Source organism: Desulfatiferula olefinivorans, assembly GCF_054657895.1.
In genome coordinates this window covers 64,850-80,261 of record NZ_BAAHXV010000022.1, presented here as the reverse complement: position 1 = coordinate 80,261, position 15,412 = coordinate 64,850, and the positions used below count along the sequence as shown (strand labels likewise).

The following is a 15,412-nucleotide window of genomic DNA, read 5'->3' as shown; positions in this document are numbered from 1 at the left end:
CTGTCCGAATTCGTGCGCGACGTGAAGCAGACCTTTTCCCGCTATTACAACAAGGTTAATGGTCGGAAAGGAACCCTGTGGGGTGAACGATTCAAGAGCGTGATCGTCGAAAAAGGAGAAACGCTGATCAACTGCCTGGCCTATATCGACCTGAACGCGATCCGCGCAGGCATTGTCAAGCGGCCTGAGGATTACCGCTGGTGCTCGCTGGGTTATCACAGCCGGACAGGCAATCGGGACGGCTTTCTTTCCACGGATTTCGGTCTGGTGGAATTCGGTGAGATAAACGAGGTGGAGCGTTTCCGACGCTATCGGCGGTTTGTCTATGAGGCCGGAGCGATGGGCCGATCCGACGGAAAAAGCAAAAACGTCATTGACAAGGACATTGTCGAAAAAGAACGTGAGCGAAATTTCGAATCCACCCGAACCGCCCGGTTCATGAACCGAACCCGGTATTTCACCGATGCCGGCATCATTGGAAGCCGGGCCTTTGTGGCTGAGCATTACCGGCAGTTCAAGCACGTCTTTCAGTCCAGGCACGAAAAAAAGCCAAGGCCCATCACGGGTCTGGATGGCCTGTATTCTCTCAAGCGGCTGTCTTCCTGATCGTTTTGTGATTTTGACCCTTCGGTGTTTTACATCCCATTGACGCAAATGGAACGGCCAAGCTGTTTCATGGGTCGGGCCTCTTTCACAAAATCGTCGTTTAACATCATCCTTTTGATCCATAAAAGCTGATTTCATCGCGGGCGGTAAGGGGTTTTCGTATCTAAACGGCCTTTGTGACGATACCACTGCGTGTGGAGATCGCCGTTTGTTATGGTCGGGTGTATAGTTTGTATGTCCCTTTTCAGCTCTTTCACGGCACAGGTCGTGCGGCTTGAAATGGACTTGTCAAACCCCGGTGAACCGGCTAAATAAAAAAAGCCTGCCCGGTCGGGGCGGGTGTCCGGCCAATGACAATCGAATCGCATGGAAGACGGGGATCGATCCCGGAACTGGAGGGTAAGATGATGTGGTGCAGGGGGGTTGTTTTTGTTGTGGTGGGGCTGATGACGGCGTCGCAGGTTCTGGCTGCCGACGGCATGGCTTTTTACAAAGCCTATCAGGCCGCAGAGAAAGACCATGAGGCGGCGGCCAAAACCATGACCGTAAAACAGACCATCGAGGCCCAGGGCATGACGGCCGAGGTGACGCTTTCCAAAAAGGGCGATAAAATGCGCATGGAATCGGTGGTCAAGGCCAGTCCCAGCCCGATGATGGGCAAGGTGGGGGACAAGACCATCGTGATCGACGATGGGAAGCATTCCTGGACCTTCTCTCCGATGATGGGCGTGATGAAGCTGGCCCATGAGGACGAGGAGGACGAGGCCGACCGGATGCCGGTTCAGGTGACGGATCTGGGGCGTGAAACGGTGTCGGGACGTGTCTGCCGTAAACTCGACGTGGATTTCGGAGAGGGAGAGATCGAGCGGCTCTGGATTTCGGAAAAGGAAAGGGTGCTGGTCAAGGAGGAAAGCGGCATGGATGACGACCGGACCACGGTGATCTACGAAGAGTTCAAGTCCGTGGGCGGCCGCCCTTTCGCCCACCGTATCACGACGTATGAAGCCGGTGAACGCTTGGATACGGTCCGTGTCGCCTCGGTGGTGTTCAACGCACCGGTCGATGACGCCCTCTTTGATCCGAACCGGGTCAAAGGTTACGACCGGAAGGGTGTCCCCGGCGGTGCGGGCTCCGGAGGAAAAGGAAAACAGCAGACCGCCGATCCCATGATGATGATGCAGATGTCCCTTGAAATCCAGCAGCTTTACCAGAGCGGCCAGGTGGAAAAGGCCAAGGCTCTTGAAAAGAAGATGCAGTCGATGATGGGGCAATAGGCCCCGCCCTCTCGTTCGCGTCGTTTGCTGCTGAGCACGACGGAACACGAAAAAAAATGGGTGTCATTTTTTCGTGTCCGTCGTGCCGGCCCCGGTTCATCCATGAACGGGGCCAAATCCTTACCCGGACAGGCACGATCACCGTGCCTGCCCGGCTTTATCCGCATTTGGAAAATCCGCAGGCGTGACAGATCATGCAGCTTTCCTCGAAGCTGAGGGTGCCCTTGCAGTCCGGGCAGACGTCGGCTTTGAGTGAATGGCTGGTTTTCATCGGACGCTTGGCGATGCGATCCTTATAGCGTTTTTCCAGGACCCGTCCGATGGCGTCGGGGATGGACAGGACCGGGCCGCCCTTCTGAAACACCGCGTGTTCCCCGCAAATCCCCTTGACCTGCTCGATGACATCGGCCACGTCCACCCCCGATCTGAGGGCCAGCGAGATCAGGCGACCGATGGCCTCGGTTTTGGCCGTGGTGGATTTCCCCGACTTGCCGATGGTGGCGAACACTTCGAAGGGTCGCCCGTCCAGCTCGGTGACGGTCACGTAGAGCTGTCCCATGCCCGTATTCATTTTCGTGGTGAACCCTTCGAGGGTTTCCGGGCGTTCCCGGATATCGATGACGGGGCCTCCGTTTTTCGACGGCGCGTTGAAGGAGAGGACCTGGTTGTCCTTGCTGCCGTCCCGGTAGATGGTAACGCCCTTACAGCCCAGTCGGAAGGCCAGATCGTAAATGGCCTGGACCTCGTCCACGCCGGCGCTCTGGGGCAGGTTGACGGTTTTGGACACGGCGTTGTCGGTGAACTGCTGAAAGGCCGCCTGCATGCGGATATGCCATTCCGGAGCCACGTCATGGGCCGTGACGAAGACCTTGCGGACGGCTTCGGGAATATCGTCGATTTCGGCGATGCTGCCCGTCCGGGCGATGAGATCCATCAGTTCGGGGCTGTAAAATTTTTTCTCCCTGGCCACGGCCTCGAACCAGGGGTTGACCTCGATCAGTTCGTTGTTGTCCATGACCCGCCGGACAAAGCTCAGGGCGAACAGGGGTTCGATGCCGCTCGAGCAGTTGGCCAATATCGACAGGGTGCCCGTGGGGGCGATGGTGGTGGTGGTGGCGTTCCTGAGGGTCAGATTCTTTTTGCCCTTGTAGACGCTTTTGTCGAAGTTCAGAAACACGCCCCGTTCCTGGCCGAGCTTGCAGGAGGCCTTGTGGGATTCTTTCTGGATGAACCCCATGATGTCCCGGGCCAGCTGAATGGCCGCTTCGGAATTGTAAGGCACGTTCAGGCGGAACAACAGATCGGCAAAGCCCATGACCCCCAGCCCGATTTTGCGGTTGCCCCGGACCATGTCGCTGATGGCCGGAAGGGGGTAGACCGACATGTCGATGGTGTTGTCCAGAAACCGGACCGAAAGATCCACCGTATCCTTGAGGGCCTTGTAATCCACCTGGGGTTTGTCGGTTTTCTCGTCGGTGACGACAAAGGCGGCCAGGTTGATGGAGCCCAGGTTGCAGGCCTCCATGGGCAGCAGGGGCTGTTCGCCGCAGGGGTTGGTGGATTCGATTTCCCCAAGCTCCGGCGTGGGGTTGTCCCGGTTGATCCGGTCAAGAAAGATAATGCCCGGATCACCGTTCTGCCAGGCCTGCCGGACAATGCTTTGATAGACGTCGGCCGCGTTCAGCTCGCCCGCGGGCTTGCCGTCCCGGGGATCGATGAGGGCGTAGGGCTTTCCGGCATGGGCCGCCTCGATGAAGGTGTCGGTGACCGCAACGGAAATGTTGAAGTTGTTCAAGTCCCGGTTGTTTTTCTTGCAGTGGATGAATTCCAGGATATCCGGATGATCCACCCGGAGGATGGCCATGTTGGCGCCCCGGCGGGTACCCCCCTGCTTGATCTGTTCGGTGGCGGTGTTGAAGATTTTCATAAAGGACACCGGACCCGAGGCCACGCCGCCGGTGGATCCCACCCGGCAGTCCTTGGCCCTCAGACGGGAGAAGGAAAAGCCGGTCCCCCCGCCGGATTTGTGAATCAGCGCGGCGTTTTTCACCGCTTCGAAAATATCCTCCAGGCTGTCGTCCACCGGCAGCACGAAGCAGGCCGCCAGCTGGCCCAGCTCGTTGCCCGCGTTCATCAGGGTCGGCGAATTGGGCAGAAAGCGGAATTCGGTCATCATGGCGTAAAACCGGTCTTCGAGGTCCTGCACGACCGAAGGCTCGTCCGTGTAGCGCCCTTCGGCCTGGGCGATGTGGTGGGCGACCCGTCGGAAAAGCTGCTCGGGGGTTTCGCACAGATTGCCGTCGAGATCTTTTTTCAGGTAACGTTTTTCAAGGACGGTCAGGGTGTTCGGGTGCAGTTTCAGGCGTTCGACGCCCGCGGTTTTTTTTATTTTGGCGTTCATCGGTGTCACTCCCGGTGTGTGTGCCTTGAGTTTAGGGTGAACCAACAATAAAAGGCCGCAGACGGAGGCAGGGTTAACCCGGCACGGATAGCGGCTGTTGGCGTTGACGGAGTTGAATCGGAATCGGCCCAAGGGTTTCCAGGGGCTTTTTTTGACACATTACATACATCATGTTGTGCTGTCAATATCAAACAATACTACATGTCGATCTTTGACCTGTTTCCATGGCGTGGAAAGCATTGACAGGCGGGGAGGACATGGCGTAAACAAACGGATTCGGATTGTATGGACACAAAGGAAGGTGCGTATGAAATTCAGACCCTGCATCGATTTGCATCAGGGCGTGGTCAAGCAGATTGTGGGCGGCACCCTGAGTGACGGCCCGGAGGGGCCGGAAACCAACTTCACGGCGGAAAAACCGGCCCGCTGGTTCGCGGAGCGCTATCGGGATGACGGACTTATCGGCGGTCACGTGATTCAGTTGGGACCGGGTAACGAGACGGCCGCCCGGGAAGCGCTGTCGGCCTTTCCCGGAGGATTGCAGATCGGCGGGGGCATTGACGGCGACAACGCCGCAGACTGGCTGGATTCGGGCGCCTCCCATGTGATCGTTACCTCCTGGGTCTTCCATGACGGGGTGGTGGATATGGAACGGCTGAACACCCTGGTCAAACGGATCGGAAAAGAGCGGCTGGTCCTCGATCTGAGCTGTCGGAAGCGCGGGAAGGACTATCTGATCGTCACCAACCGCTGGCAGACCTTCACCCGGGAAGCGGTCACCCCGGGCCTTTTGGAACGTCTGGCCTCGTATTGCGACGAATTTTTGGTTCATGCCGTGGATGTGGAAGGCATGTGCCGGGGCATCGAAGAGGATCTGGTCGGGCTTCTCGGCTCCTGGGCCGGTATTCCCATGACCTACGCCGGCGGCATCCGGTCCATGGCGGACATTGCGGCCATCGACCGCCTGGGCCGGGGGCGCATCGACTTCACCGTGGGCAGCGCCCTGGACCTCTTCGGCGGAACGCATCTGTCCTACACAGACATGGTCCGGTTTCGATAACGCCCACGGCGGCAGGGTCTATCGTTCGACGATGTATGAGGCGCAGGCGTCGTCCGATTCCCAGACGTTGACCCGGGAGACCCAGAACCGGGGCGTTGCGTCAAAGTGTTTCTGGACTTCCTCGGCGATATAGACGGCGATGGTTTCCGATGAAGGCGGGCGTCCGCCCAGATCTTCGAGCTCGTTCAGGTACGTGTGGTCCAGCCGGTCGATGATCTCCCGGACATGGTTCTTGATGATCCCGAAATCCATGAGCACCCCGCCCGCGTCCAGAGATTTTCCGGCCACGCACACTTCGACCTTCCAGTTGTGGCCGTGGAGGTTTTCACATTGTTGGGCCACCATGGTCAGTCGGTGGGCGGCGGCGAATCGTGTCAGCACTTTCAATTCGAACATTGTTTTCTCCGGGCTAGGGTTTCTTGGATCAGGCTGTCAGCCGTTGCTTTTGAGAAGGTTCTTCAGCCGGTTGGTGAATTTTCCGGCATCGAGCTCCTCGAATTCCCTGAGTAGCTTTTCCTGCTTTTTGGACAGGTTGCCGGGTGTCTTGATTTCAACCTGAATGATCTGATCCCCCCGCTGGCCGGTTCGAAGGGACGCGATGCCCTGCTGGGGCAGCCGGAAGGTGTCTCCGTACTGGGTGCCGGCGGGAATTTTAAGGGTTTCTTCGCCGGTCAGGGTCGGTACGGTGATCTTGGCCCCCAGGGCGGCCTGGACAAAGGAAATCTCGGCCAGGCAGATGATGTCGGTGTTGCTGCGCTGAAAGAATTTGTGGGGTTTGACCTGGAGAAAGACGTAAAGATCGCCCGGAGGGCCGCCGTTGGGGCTGCCTTCCCCCTCGCCGGTCAATCGCAGGCGTGATCCCGAATCGACGCCGGCGGGGACCTTGAGGGACACGGTCTTGGTGATCATGGTCTGCCCCCGGCCGTTACAGTCCGGGCAGGGGTTGGGAATGCGCTTGCCCCGTCCCTGGCAGTGGGGACAGGTGGACCGGACCGTGAAAAAACCCTGACTCTGACTGAACTGACCGCTGCCGTGGCAGGTCGGACAGACCTCGGGCTGGGTGCCGGGTTTGCAACCGTCTCCGCGGCAGGTGTCGCAGGTCTGCATTTTCTGGATTTTCAGTTCTTTTTCCGTGCCGAAGGCCGCTTCCATGAAGTCAATGGTCAGGTCGTACCGAAGATCGGACCCGCGCTGAACCCGGCTCCGTCCCCCCCGTCTGGAACTCCCGAACCCGAAAAAATCCTCGAAAATATCGCCGAAGCTTGAAAAAATGTCCTCGAATCCCCCGGCTCCTGAAAAACCGGCACCTTCAAGGCCTTTGTGGCCGTACTGGTCGTAAATGCTCCGTTTCTGGGGATCGCTGAGAACCTCGTAGGCCTCTGCGGCCTCTTTGAATTTGTCTTCGGCTTCCTTGTTGTCGGGGTTCCGGTCCGGGTGATATTTCAGCGCCAGTTTGCGGTATTTGGTTTTTAATTCCGCCGCATCGGCGTCCCGTTTCACGCCGAGCACGTCATAATAATCGCGTTTTGCCGTCATCGAAGATCCTGAAAACATGATGCAGACTTGTCACACCGGCGGCACTGTGATAATCGTGTGCCGATGATCGGTCTGCAGGGTTCATCGGTTGTTTTTTCTGTCTTTTTTGTTGGCCCAGGTATAAACCAACAGGCACCCAATTGTAAACTGACAAAGTAATTTAAATCATAATTCGGGATTGTCAATGACCAGGAATGAATTGCCCTTTATCCGGGAAATGTTTGATACCATTGCCCATCGTTACGATTTTCTCAACCGGACCCTGTCCCTCAAGCAGGACGTGCTCTGGCGGCGCCGGATGGTCCGGTCTCTGGGGCTTGACTCCGGCCGGGCGGCCGAGGTGCTGGACGTGGCCTGCGGCACCGGTGACGTGGCCCTGACGGTGCGGCGGCGTTTCGGTGAGGCCGTCCGCGTCACGGGGCTGGATTTTTCCCGGAACATGCTGGTGCTTTGTCGGGAGAAGGTCCGTTCGGCGGGGGTCGGGGATATTCCGCTTCTTTCGGGCAACGCCCTTTTTCTGCCCTTCGGGCCGGAGCGGTTTGACGCCCTGACCATCGCCTTCGGCATCCGGAACATTCAGGACCGGGAACGGGCCCTGGCCGAATTTTTCCGCTGCCTGAAGCCCGGGGGGACCCTGGCCGTGCTCGAACTGTCCACGCCGGAGAACCCCCTGTTCCATGCCCTTTACATGTTTTATTTTCTCAGGGTGCTTCCTTTTGTGGGGGGGCTGTTTTCGAAGAACCTGGCGGCCTATGAGTACCTGCCCCAGTCGGTGATCCGCTTCCCCGATGCGAAAACCTTCGGTGCCCTGATGGAGACGGCGGGCTTTGACGCGGTGACCTGGAAAAAAATGACGCTGGGCATCGTGACGCTGTTTACGGGTAAGAAAAAGGGGTAGGTCTCCCCGGTCAGATCACCGGCGTCCGTTTGAGCACCGTATCCTTGAGTCCGTTCACGTCGTCCTTGGCGGGGTATTCGATGGTGTAGTGAAGGCCCCGGCTTTCCTTGCGTTTCATGGCGCAGGTGATGATCAGTTCGGCCACGGTGGCGATGTTTCTCAGTTCGATCAGATCCGAGGTGACCTTGAAATCCCAGTAATAATCCCGGATTTCCTGCTGGATGTTCACGATCCGCCGCATGGCCCGCTCGAGGCGCTTGTTGGACCGGACCACGCCCACGTAATCCCACATGAACCGCCGGATCTCATCCCAGTTGTGGGAGACCAGGCTGACTTCGTCGCTGTCCGTGGTTCCCGCATCGTCCCAGTCCGGGGGATCGACGAAGGCTTTGTCATGGAAGGCCTGGAGTTCCTCCAGGGCGTTTTTTGCGGCCCGGTCCGCGTAGACCAGGGCTTCGAGCAGTGAATTGCTGGCCAGTCGGTTGGCGCCGTGGAGTCCGGTGCAGGCGGTTTCACCGACGGCGTAGAGGTTGTTGATATCGGTCTTGCCGTTCAGGTCCGTGGCCACGCCCCCGCACATGTAGTGGGCCGCCGGCACCACGGGAATGGGGTCTTGGGTCATGTCGAAGCCGAAAGACAGGCATTTTTCGTACAGGTTGGGAAAGCGCTTGCGCACAAAGGCCGGATCCTTGTGGGTGATGTCGAGAAACACGGAGTCCGCCCCGCTTTTTTTCAGTTCCGAATCGATGGCCCGGGAAACCACGTCGCGGCAGGCCAGGTCTTTCAGTGAATCGTATCGGTGCATGAAGGGATTGCCGTTTGCGTCGATCAGAACGGCGCCTTCGCCGCGGACCGCTTCGGAGATCAGGAAATTCTTGGCCTCGGGGTGGTAGAGGCAGGTGGGGTGGAACTGGACGAATTCCAGGTTCGCCACCGAGGCCCCGGCCCGGAAGCCCATGGCGATGCCGTCGCCGGTGGCCACGTCGGGGTTGCTGGTGTACAGGTAAACTTTTCCCGCACCGCCGGTGGCCAGAACCGTGAACCGGGAGGCGAAGGTGTTGACCTTTTTCGTTCGGATATCCAGAATATAGGCGCCGCAGCAGGAGGATTCCTGCTGTTTGATCAAAAGGCCGCTGCGCATCCGTGTGGAATAGGTGATCAGATCCAGGGCGATATGATGTTCGTACACCCGGATATTCGGATGGCGTCTCACATGGTCCACCAGCACGGTTTCCATGGCCCGTCCGGTCATGTCGTCGGCGTGGATCACCCGGTTTTCCGAATGCCCTCCCTCCCGGCCCAAGTCGTATTCGGTGCCGGGGCTCTTTTTTCCTTCCGATTCGCTGCGGCTGAACTTCACGCCCAGCTCGATCAGTTCCCGCACCAGATCGGGGCCGTGGGTCACCACCATTTCCACCACGTCCCGGTTGTTCAGATGGTCCCCGGATTCCATGGTGTCTTTGATGTGGAGATCGAAGGAGTCCACGGAACTCAGCACGGCGGCGATGCCGCCTTGGGCGTAGGCCGTGTTGCTTTCCATGATATCGCGTTTGGTGACAAGGGCCACGGTGCCGTGGTCCGCCACCTTGAGGGCGAAGGTCAGACCCGCGACCCCGCTGCCGATAACCAGAAAATCCGTTGTGTAATCCATGGGCGTTTAATCCAGCAGGGAATGTCTGCGTTTTCGTTTGGATGAAAATCCGATGATGATGCCGGTCAGGAGAATCCCGGCCCCGGCCAGGGTCCAGAAGATCTGCTTCTGGGTCAGCTGGTCGTTCAGGGCATCGCATTCACGGATTTTCTCATCGAGGGCGGAACGGGTTTTGGCGAACTGCTCCTTGAGTTCCAGATACTGGGTCGATCCGGCCTTGAGTTCCTCGAACTCCTTGCGGATGTCCCGCTCTTTTTTGCTGCTGATGGCCAGGTTGGCTTTGAGCGTCTTGTTTTCCTCTTCCATGGTGTCGCAATTCTGCTTGAGGGTGGAGTACCGGGCCAGAAGGTCTTCATATTTATTATTGAGGGCATCGAGCCGGATGGCCTTGGGGACGTCTTCGGTCAGCCACTGATTGAGCATCCATCCTTCGAGGCCGCCCGCGGTCTTGACTCTGGTCCAGGCCTCCTGGGTTTCAAGGACGGTCAGCTTTTCGCCCGATTTGATCATGCGCAGGATTTTGTGGTCGTTGCCCGGCCCTGTCCGGAAGGTGGCGCTGAGGATATCGGTCACGTACACATCCTGGGCCAGGGCGGGGAACGTCAGAAAAAAGAGTCCGAATGCGGTCAGAAAAAAACGCTTCATGGGGCTACTCCTGTTGATTGAAACGATGGGGAACCCATCGGGTAACAGCGGTTGAAAACGCTTATATATGGGCTATACCTTATACATGAGCCCGGAATAATTGAAAGCAAAAAATGAAATTCGTCATTCAATATTTGATTCTGAATTTTTTTATGATACTAAATCACATTTTACGGTGCAAGCCGCCGTGGACAAGGGTCGAGCCGTCGGCAGAGGCCCCGGGAACAAGGGGATTTTGACACACAGGAGTTAGCGATGATCGCGTTCGATTTGCAATGTTCAAACGGTCACACCTTCGAGGGCTGGTTCGACGACCGGGAGGCCTTTGAGGAACAGCGGAAGCAGGGCCTGGTCACCTGCCCGGTCTGCGATGACGCCGGGGTGTTCATCGTGCTGAGCACCTTCGCCATTCCCAAGGCTCAGTTCCCGGCCAAACAGGATAATCGCCGACAGCTGGCCGTGGGGGATATCAGTCGCAAATTCGCGGAGTTTCTCGAAAAGAATTTCGACGATGTGGGCACGGAATTCACCCGGGAGGCCCTGAAGATCCATTACGGCGTGGCCGAACCGCGCAACATCCGTGGCGTCAGTTCGGCGGAAGAAGAAAAACTCCTTGAAAAAGAAGGGGTGCCCTTGCTCAAGATTCCCCTGCCGGACAAAAATGTAAAAAATTAGAAGCAGTACATGACGCCAAGGCTGTAGGTCCAGCCTCCCAGGTCTGCGTCGTTGTCTCCGAAACGGTCGAGGGCGGTGTAGCAGGCTTCGATCAGCACGCCGCCTCTTCTGTAGTATTCCGAATCACCGGTGAACAGTTTGATGCCCGCCTTGCCGTGCCAGCCGCCGATCTCGTTGTCGAAGTCGCCGTTCGGCGATGATTCCCGAAAGCCCCAGTAATCACCGCCCGCCCCCATATAGAGGCTGATCAGCTCATGGACGGGAAGGTTCACATTCAGGGACATGGAAAAGGGCACGATGTCGAGATCCGTCCGGACCCCGGTTTCCGCAGAAGAGGTCGTGACGGCATATCCCTTGGCCCGGGTGTACCCCGCCGAGGCGTCGGCGGAGAAAAAACGGGTGAGCATCCGTTCGTAGAACAGGCAGGTCGGCACAATGGTATCGTAAACGTCTTTTTGCAGATCCTCGGAAGGAACGAACCAGCCGACCTTCACGCCCACGAGGTTTTTGTACGTGTCCGGCGACTCGTCCCGGGCATACCCCTGTGATCCGTACAGTACCATCATCAGAAGCGCCAGAAGGGGGATCCGGATCCGGCCCGCAAACAAAAGCGCCGTTACGGCCAGAACGGCCAGGGCCGTGGCGGAGGCGCACCCGGACCAGGCGGCAGGGGCCGTGTTGCCGATGAAGCAGCCGTTGTCGATATCTCCGGCGTTGCTGAAAAAGGTCCCGAAATCGTCGACGTCAAAGGCGATCTCGTCGATGAGGGAGCTGCTGCCCGATCCGTAGTTCACCTGGGCGAAGATGTAGTAGGTCTGACGGTTCAGCCCCGTCAGGGTATACACCGTGTCACCGGCCAGGCCGGTCACCGACAGCACGTCGTACTGGGTCACGTCGGGTATATGGGTGACCGGGTCCGGAACCACGTGGGACGTGCCCACATAGAGATCGTAGCTTTCCACGCTGTCGTAGCCTTCGCCCAGGCGGATGTCGATGGTTCCCGCTGCGGTCAGGGTCACCGTGAGGTCGATGGCGGAGGTTGTGACGGTTCTGTTGCTTGAGTTGGATTCATCGTCGCCGTCGTAGGCCGTGACTTTGATCGTGTAGTCCGTGTTGTCGATCAGACCGGTGATGACGTGGGTGTAGTTGACGGTTCCGTCCACATGAAGAATGGTTTTCCGGGTCGGCTGTGAACTGTCGGTGGTGACCCAGTGGTAGACGTAGTAGCCGTCGGTGATTCCGTCGGTGTTGGCGGACCATGTCACGGTGACGGCGTTGCTGCTCGATGAGAGCGTCACGCCGCCGGGGTTCTGGGGCACATCGGCCAGGGCGCCGATCGGGCCTGAAAGCGACAAAAGAAGGAACATCACAACAAGGGCGGTTGGTTTCATGCTGATCGTTTCCGGGTTTCAAGAGGGTTGACGACGTTGTTTCCTTTTGCCTACCCATACAGGGAAAAACAGGTAAATGTCAAACAAATAAGCCTGCCCGGCGCCGGGTGTCGCCCCTGCCGTTTCAGGAGGGAAAATCGGTGAGCCGCCGTGTGAGGGCCGACCGTCTCCGGTTGGGCCGGTCGTTGGAAAGCGCCAGGGTCAGCGCCCGTCGGGTTCCGATAAGAATGACCAGGTTCCGTCCCCGGGTCATGGCCGTGTACAGCAGGTTCCGCTGAAGCAGGGGGCGGTGCTGGAAGGTGATGGGCACCACCACGGCCGGGTATTCGGAGCCCTGGGATTTATGGACCGTGACGGCATAGGCCAAGGTCAGTTCGTGCAGCTCGTCGAAGGAATAGGCCACCTCCCGTCCGAAGTAGGTGACGGTCAGCGATCGGGCCGTTTTGTCGAGGGTGCCGACGATGCCGATGTCGCCGTTGGCCACCTCCTTCTCGTAGTTGTTCTTGAGATGCATGACCTTGTCTCCCTTGCGGAAGCGGGTGCCGGGGCCGTCGATGGACGGGCCGTCCGGATTCAGCGCCTGCTGAAGGGCGCTGTTCAGGCTGAGGGTGCCCACCTCGCCTTTGTGCATGGGGGTCAGCACCTGGATGTCGGCGAAGGGGTCCAGGCGGTATTTTTCGGGAATGCGCCGGGCACACAGATCCACGATGCGTTCCATGACCGTCAGCGGCTCGGCGGTTTCGATGAAATAGAATTCGGAAAGGGCGCCGGAGTCCGGCTCGACCGAGATTTCCGGAGGTTTGCCCTGTCGGACAAGGTGGGCATTGCGGATGATGGGACTTTCCTCGGCCTGACGGAAGATCCGGGTCAGTTCAAAGGTCCGGAAACGGCGGCTTTCGATCAGGTCCGCCAGCACCGTGCCCGGCCCCACCGAGGGCAGTTGGAAGATGTCGCCCACCAGGATCAGTGAGGCCCGAAACGGGACGGCGCTGACCAGGTGGGACATCAGCACGATGTCGATCATCGAGGCCTCGTCCACGATCAGCACATCGACATCCAGAGGTTCGTAACGGTTTTTGTCGAACCGTCCGGTACCGATGTTGTAGTCAAGCATTTTGTGGATGGTGGCGGCCTCCTCGCCGGTGACCTCGGCCAGACGCCGGGCCGCGCGGCCTGTGGGAGCCGCCAGAAGAATTTTTTTGCCCAGAAGCCGGGCGATGGCGGCCACCGACCGGATCAGGGTGGTTTTTCCGGTGCCCGGCCCCCCGGTGATCACCGACACCCGGTGGGACAGAATATCCTGAAGCGTCTCAAGCTGTTCGTCGGAGAGCTTGATGGCCAGTTTCCGGAGGACGGCTTCGATGACGGCCTCCTCGTCCAGGCCCGGATCTTCGGACGGCAGGGCGTTGAGGGCCGTGAGGGTGAGGGCCGTCCGGGTTTCCGCCCGGTAAAGCTCGGTCAGATAGATCGCCTCATCGTCCGGATCGTCGCAGATTGTGTCGCGCTTGATGAGTTGCTGATCGGCCAGATCATCCAGGGCCTGGACGGCCCGGTCCTTATCGATGCCGAACCGCACCGTCACCCGTTGAATGAGGCTGCTTTGGGGCACATACACATGGCCGTCGCCGGCGAACCCGTTCATCAGATGGAGCAGGCAGGCCGAGACACGCTGGGGATCGTTGCGGTTAAGGCCCATGCGGCTTGCGGCCTGGTCGATGAGGGCGAAGGGCAGGTCGGGAAAATCCAGGGCCAGGGTGTAGGGGGATCGTCGGATGATATCCACGGCCTCGGCCTGGTAACGGCGGTGGATGCGGGCGCAGAACGAGGCGGGAAGGTCCAGGGACTGAAGACAGCGGCTGAGTTTTCCGATGTCGTTGTGACGGCCCCAGGCCTCGGTGATCCGAAGGCTCAGCACCTTGCCGATTCCGGGGACGGTGGTCAGGGACTCGGGCCGGGTGTCGATGACCTCAAGGGTTTTCTCTTCGAAGGTCCTGACCAGCAGGGCGATTTTTTTTCCGCTCAGGCCCGGGATGTCCAGGGCTTTGAGATAGGCCTTGATGCCGGAAAGGGTATCGGGCATCAGGGGCTCGAAGGCGTCGATTTTAAATTGCCTGCCGAACTTGCCGTGTTTTTCCCAGGCTCCGGTCAGGCACAGGGCGTCGCCGGGGCGGACCCCCACAAGAAAGCCCACCACGGTCACCTGGATCTTTGGTTCCCTGGCGTGAAAATCGGCCACCGTGTACTGGTTGTCCTCGTTCCGGAAGCGGATCCGACCGAGTTCGCCCCGGATTTCAAGAGCGGCCATGGGCGTTGTCCGAATCGATCAGCAGGCGGACGGCGTGGTAAAGATCCTCGGCGATGAGATCCGGCGGATCATTGTCCCGGACAAGGTCGGCCAGGGCCTTGGGGCCGTTGCCCGTCCGGACCAGAATGCGCCGGCCCACGCCGGCAGCCCCGGCGCAGCGCATGTCCTTGGCGCTGTCCCCGATCATCACGGCGTTTTTCAGGTCGATATCATAGCGGTCCCGGGCCTTTAAAATCAGGCCCGGAAGGGGCTTTCGGCAGTCGCAGCGGTCTTCGGGCACATGGGGGCAGAAGAAGATATCCCGGATCAGGCCGCCATTTTGTTCGACCGCATCGGTCATGGCCTTGAAAATCAGACGGAGTCCTTCCGGCGTGACCAGCTTTCGGCCGATGACCGACTGGTTGGTGATGACGATGACGGTGTACCCCTTGCGGCTCAGCTCACACAGGGCCTCAAGGCTTCCCGGCAGAAAGATGAATTCGTCGACGGATTTGATATACTCCGGCGAATCCCGGTTGATCACTCCGTCCCTGTCGATAAAAACGGTTTTGTCCATGCCTTCCCTGTTCCTGATCCGATCGTTCTGTCGTTGCTGCCGGGCCTCACTATTCCATGCTTTGGCCGATTAATCAAGGGGAAGGGCGAAGGGACCGGTCCTGATTGGTGTGAAGCAAACTACACACCTGTGTAATGATCTTCATGCTCAGTGTGTAATGCAGTCTTGAGGATGGGTCATGCCGGGGCCGGTGACCGGTCGGGGGGCGCTGAAATCAGGGCGGAGGCGGGGCCGTTGGTTTTTGGCATGATTGTTGAATTCCTTGAGAACACATTTCATCATTTCCTGTTTTTCCGCATCGTACATATCCAACAGGCATCGAGGAGGGCCTAACAAGCAAAGGTAGGCGTGGTGTTACCGTCATACGTAGGTTGCTTTCATCAATCATTTCTAATAGTTGAAGACAAGGAGATC

13 protein-coding genes are annotated in these 15,412 nt (G+C 58.6%); 5 read left to right on the top strand and 8 right to left on the bottom strand.

What is annotated here, in order from left to right:
• Together ACYQ11_RS15175 and ACYQ11_RS15170 are read left to right on the top strand one after the other, a co-directional pair.
• On the top strand, positions 1-606 hold a 606-nt coding region (locus ACYQ11_RS15175), incomplete at its 5' end, for a transposase (protein ID WP_459924653.1).
• Between the two features lie 404 nt (positions 607-1,010).
• A complete protein-coding gene (locus ACYQ11_RS15170; protein ID WP_459924652.1) occupies positions 1,011-1,880 on the top strand; it encodes a DUF4412 domain-containing protein in 870 nt (289 codons plus the stop codon).
• A 157-nt stretch (positions 1,881-2,037) separates the two neighbouring features.
• Here ACYQ11_RS15170 and ACYQ11_RS15165 read toward each other — a convergent pair whose 3' ends face one another.
• A complete protein-coding gene (locus ACYQ11_RS15165) occupies positions 2,038-4,281 on the bottom strand; it encodes a vitamin B12-dependent ribonucleotide reductase (RefSeq protein WP_459924651.1) in 2,244 nt (747 codons plus the stop codon).
• A 307-nt stretch (positions 4,282-4,588) separates the two neighbouring features.
• Between ACYQ11_RS15165 and hisA the strand changes: the two genes are divergently transcribed.
• Positions 4,589-5,341, top strand: a complete 753-nt coding sequence (hisA, locus tag ACYQ11_RS15160) for a phosphoribosylformimino-5-aminoimidazole carboxamide ribotide isomerase (RefSeq protein ID WP_459924650.1) — start codon at positions 4,589-4,591, stop codon at positions 5,339-5,341.
• Positions 5,342-5,359: 18 nt separating this feature from the next.
• Here hisA and queD read toward each other — a convergent pair whose 3' ends face one another.
• Positions 5,360-5,737, bottom strand: a complete 378-nt coding sequence (gene queD, locus ACYQ11_RS15155) for a 6-carboxytetrahydropterin synthase QueD (RefSeq protein WP_459924649.1) — start codon at positions 5,735-5,737, stop codon at positions 5,360-5,362.
• A 36-nt stretch (positions 5,738-5,773) separates the two neighbouring features.
• Positions 5,774-6,877, bottom strand: coding sequence for a molecular chaperone DnaJ (dnaJ, locus tag ACYQ11_RS15150; RefSeq protein ID WP_459924648.1), 1,104 nt, complete (start codon positions 6,875-6,877; stop codon positions 5,774-5,776).
• 184 nt (positions 6,878-7,061) lie between these two features.
• On the opposite strand from dnaJ, the gene ubiE reads away from it, so the two are divergent.
• Positions 7,062-7,775, top strand: coding sequence for a bifunctional demethylmenaquinone methyltransferase/2-methoxy-6-polyprenyl-1,4-benzoquinol methylase UbiE (gene ubiE, locus ACYQ11_RS15145; protein WP_459924647.1), 714 nt, complete (start codon positions 7,062-7,064; stop codon positions 7,773-7,775).
• A 10-nt stretch (positions 7,776-7,785) separates the two neighbouring features.
• Here the strand turns inward: ubiE and nadB are convergent, their stop codons facing one another.
• Positions 7,786-9,426 (bottom strand): L-aspartate oxidase, encoded by a 1,641-nt coding sequence (nadB, locus tag ACYQ11_RS15140; RefSeq protein ID WP_459924646.1) that lies wholly within the window; start codon positions 9,424-9,426, stop codon positions 7,786-7,788.
• A 6-nt stretch (positions 9,427-9,432) separates the two neighbouring features.
• On the bottom strand, positions 9,433-10,071 hold the full coding sequence (locus tag ACYQ11_RS15135; protein ID WP_459924645.1) for a TIGR04211 family SH3 domain-containing protein: 639 nt from the start codon (positions 10,069-10,071) through the stop codon (positions 9,433-9,435).
• A gap of 255 nt (positions 10,072-10,326) precedes the next feature.
• Here ACYQ11_RS15135 and ACYQ11_RS15130 point away from each other — a divergent pair, with 255 nt between their 5' ends.
• On the top strand, positions 10,327-10,746 hold the full coding sequence (locus ACYQ11_RS15130; RefSeq protein WP_459924644.1) for a DUF1178 family protein: 420 nt from the start codon (positions 10,327-10,329) through the stop codon (positions 10,744-10,746).
• Here ACYQ11_RS15130 and ACYQ11_RS15125 read toward each other — a convergent pair.
• From ACYQ11_RS15125 to gmhB, 3 genes are all read right to left on the bottom strand, one after another.
• Positions 10,743-12,137 (bottom strand): fibronectin type III domain-containing protein, encoded by a 1,395-nt coding sequence (locus ACYQ11_RS15125; protein ID WP_459924643.1) that lies wholly within the window; start codon positions 12,135-12,137, stop codon positions 10,743-10,745. The two genes, ACYQ11_RS15130 and ACYQ11_RS15125, sit on opposite strands and share 4 nt — an antisense overlap.
• Before the next feature lie 124 nt (positions 12,138-12,261).
• Positions 12,262-14,442: an SF1B family DNA helicase RecD2 gene (gene recD2, locus ACYQ11_RS15120; protein ID WP_459924642.1), complete on the bottom strand. Its 2,181-nt coding sequence runs from the start codon at positions 14,440-14,442 to the stop codon at positions 12,262-12,264.
• Positions 14,429-14,998 carry a D-glycero-beta-D-manno-heptose 1,7-bisphosphate 7-phosphatase gene (gene gmhB, locus ACYQ11_RS15115; protein WP_459924641.1) on the bottom strand — a complete coding sequence of 190 codons (570 nt, stop codon included), beginning with the start codon at positions 14,996-14,998 and terminating at the stop codon, positions 14,429-14,431. The genes recD2 and gmhB overlap by 14 nt, the downstream gene beginning before the upstream one ends.
• Positions 14,999-15,412: the final 414 nt, after the last annotated feature.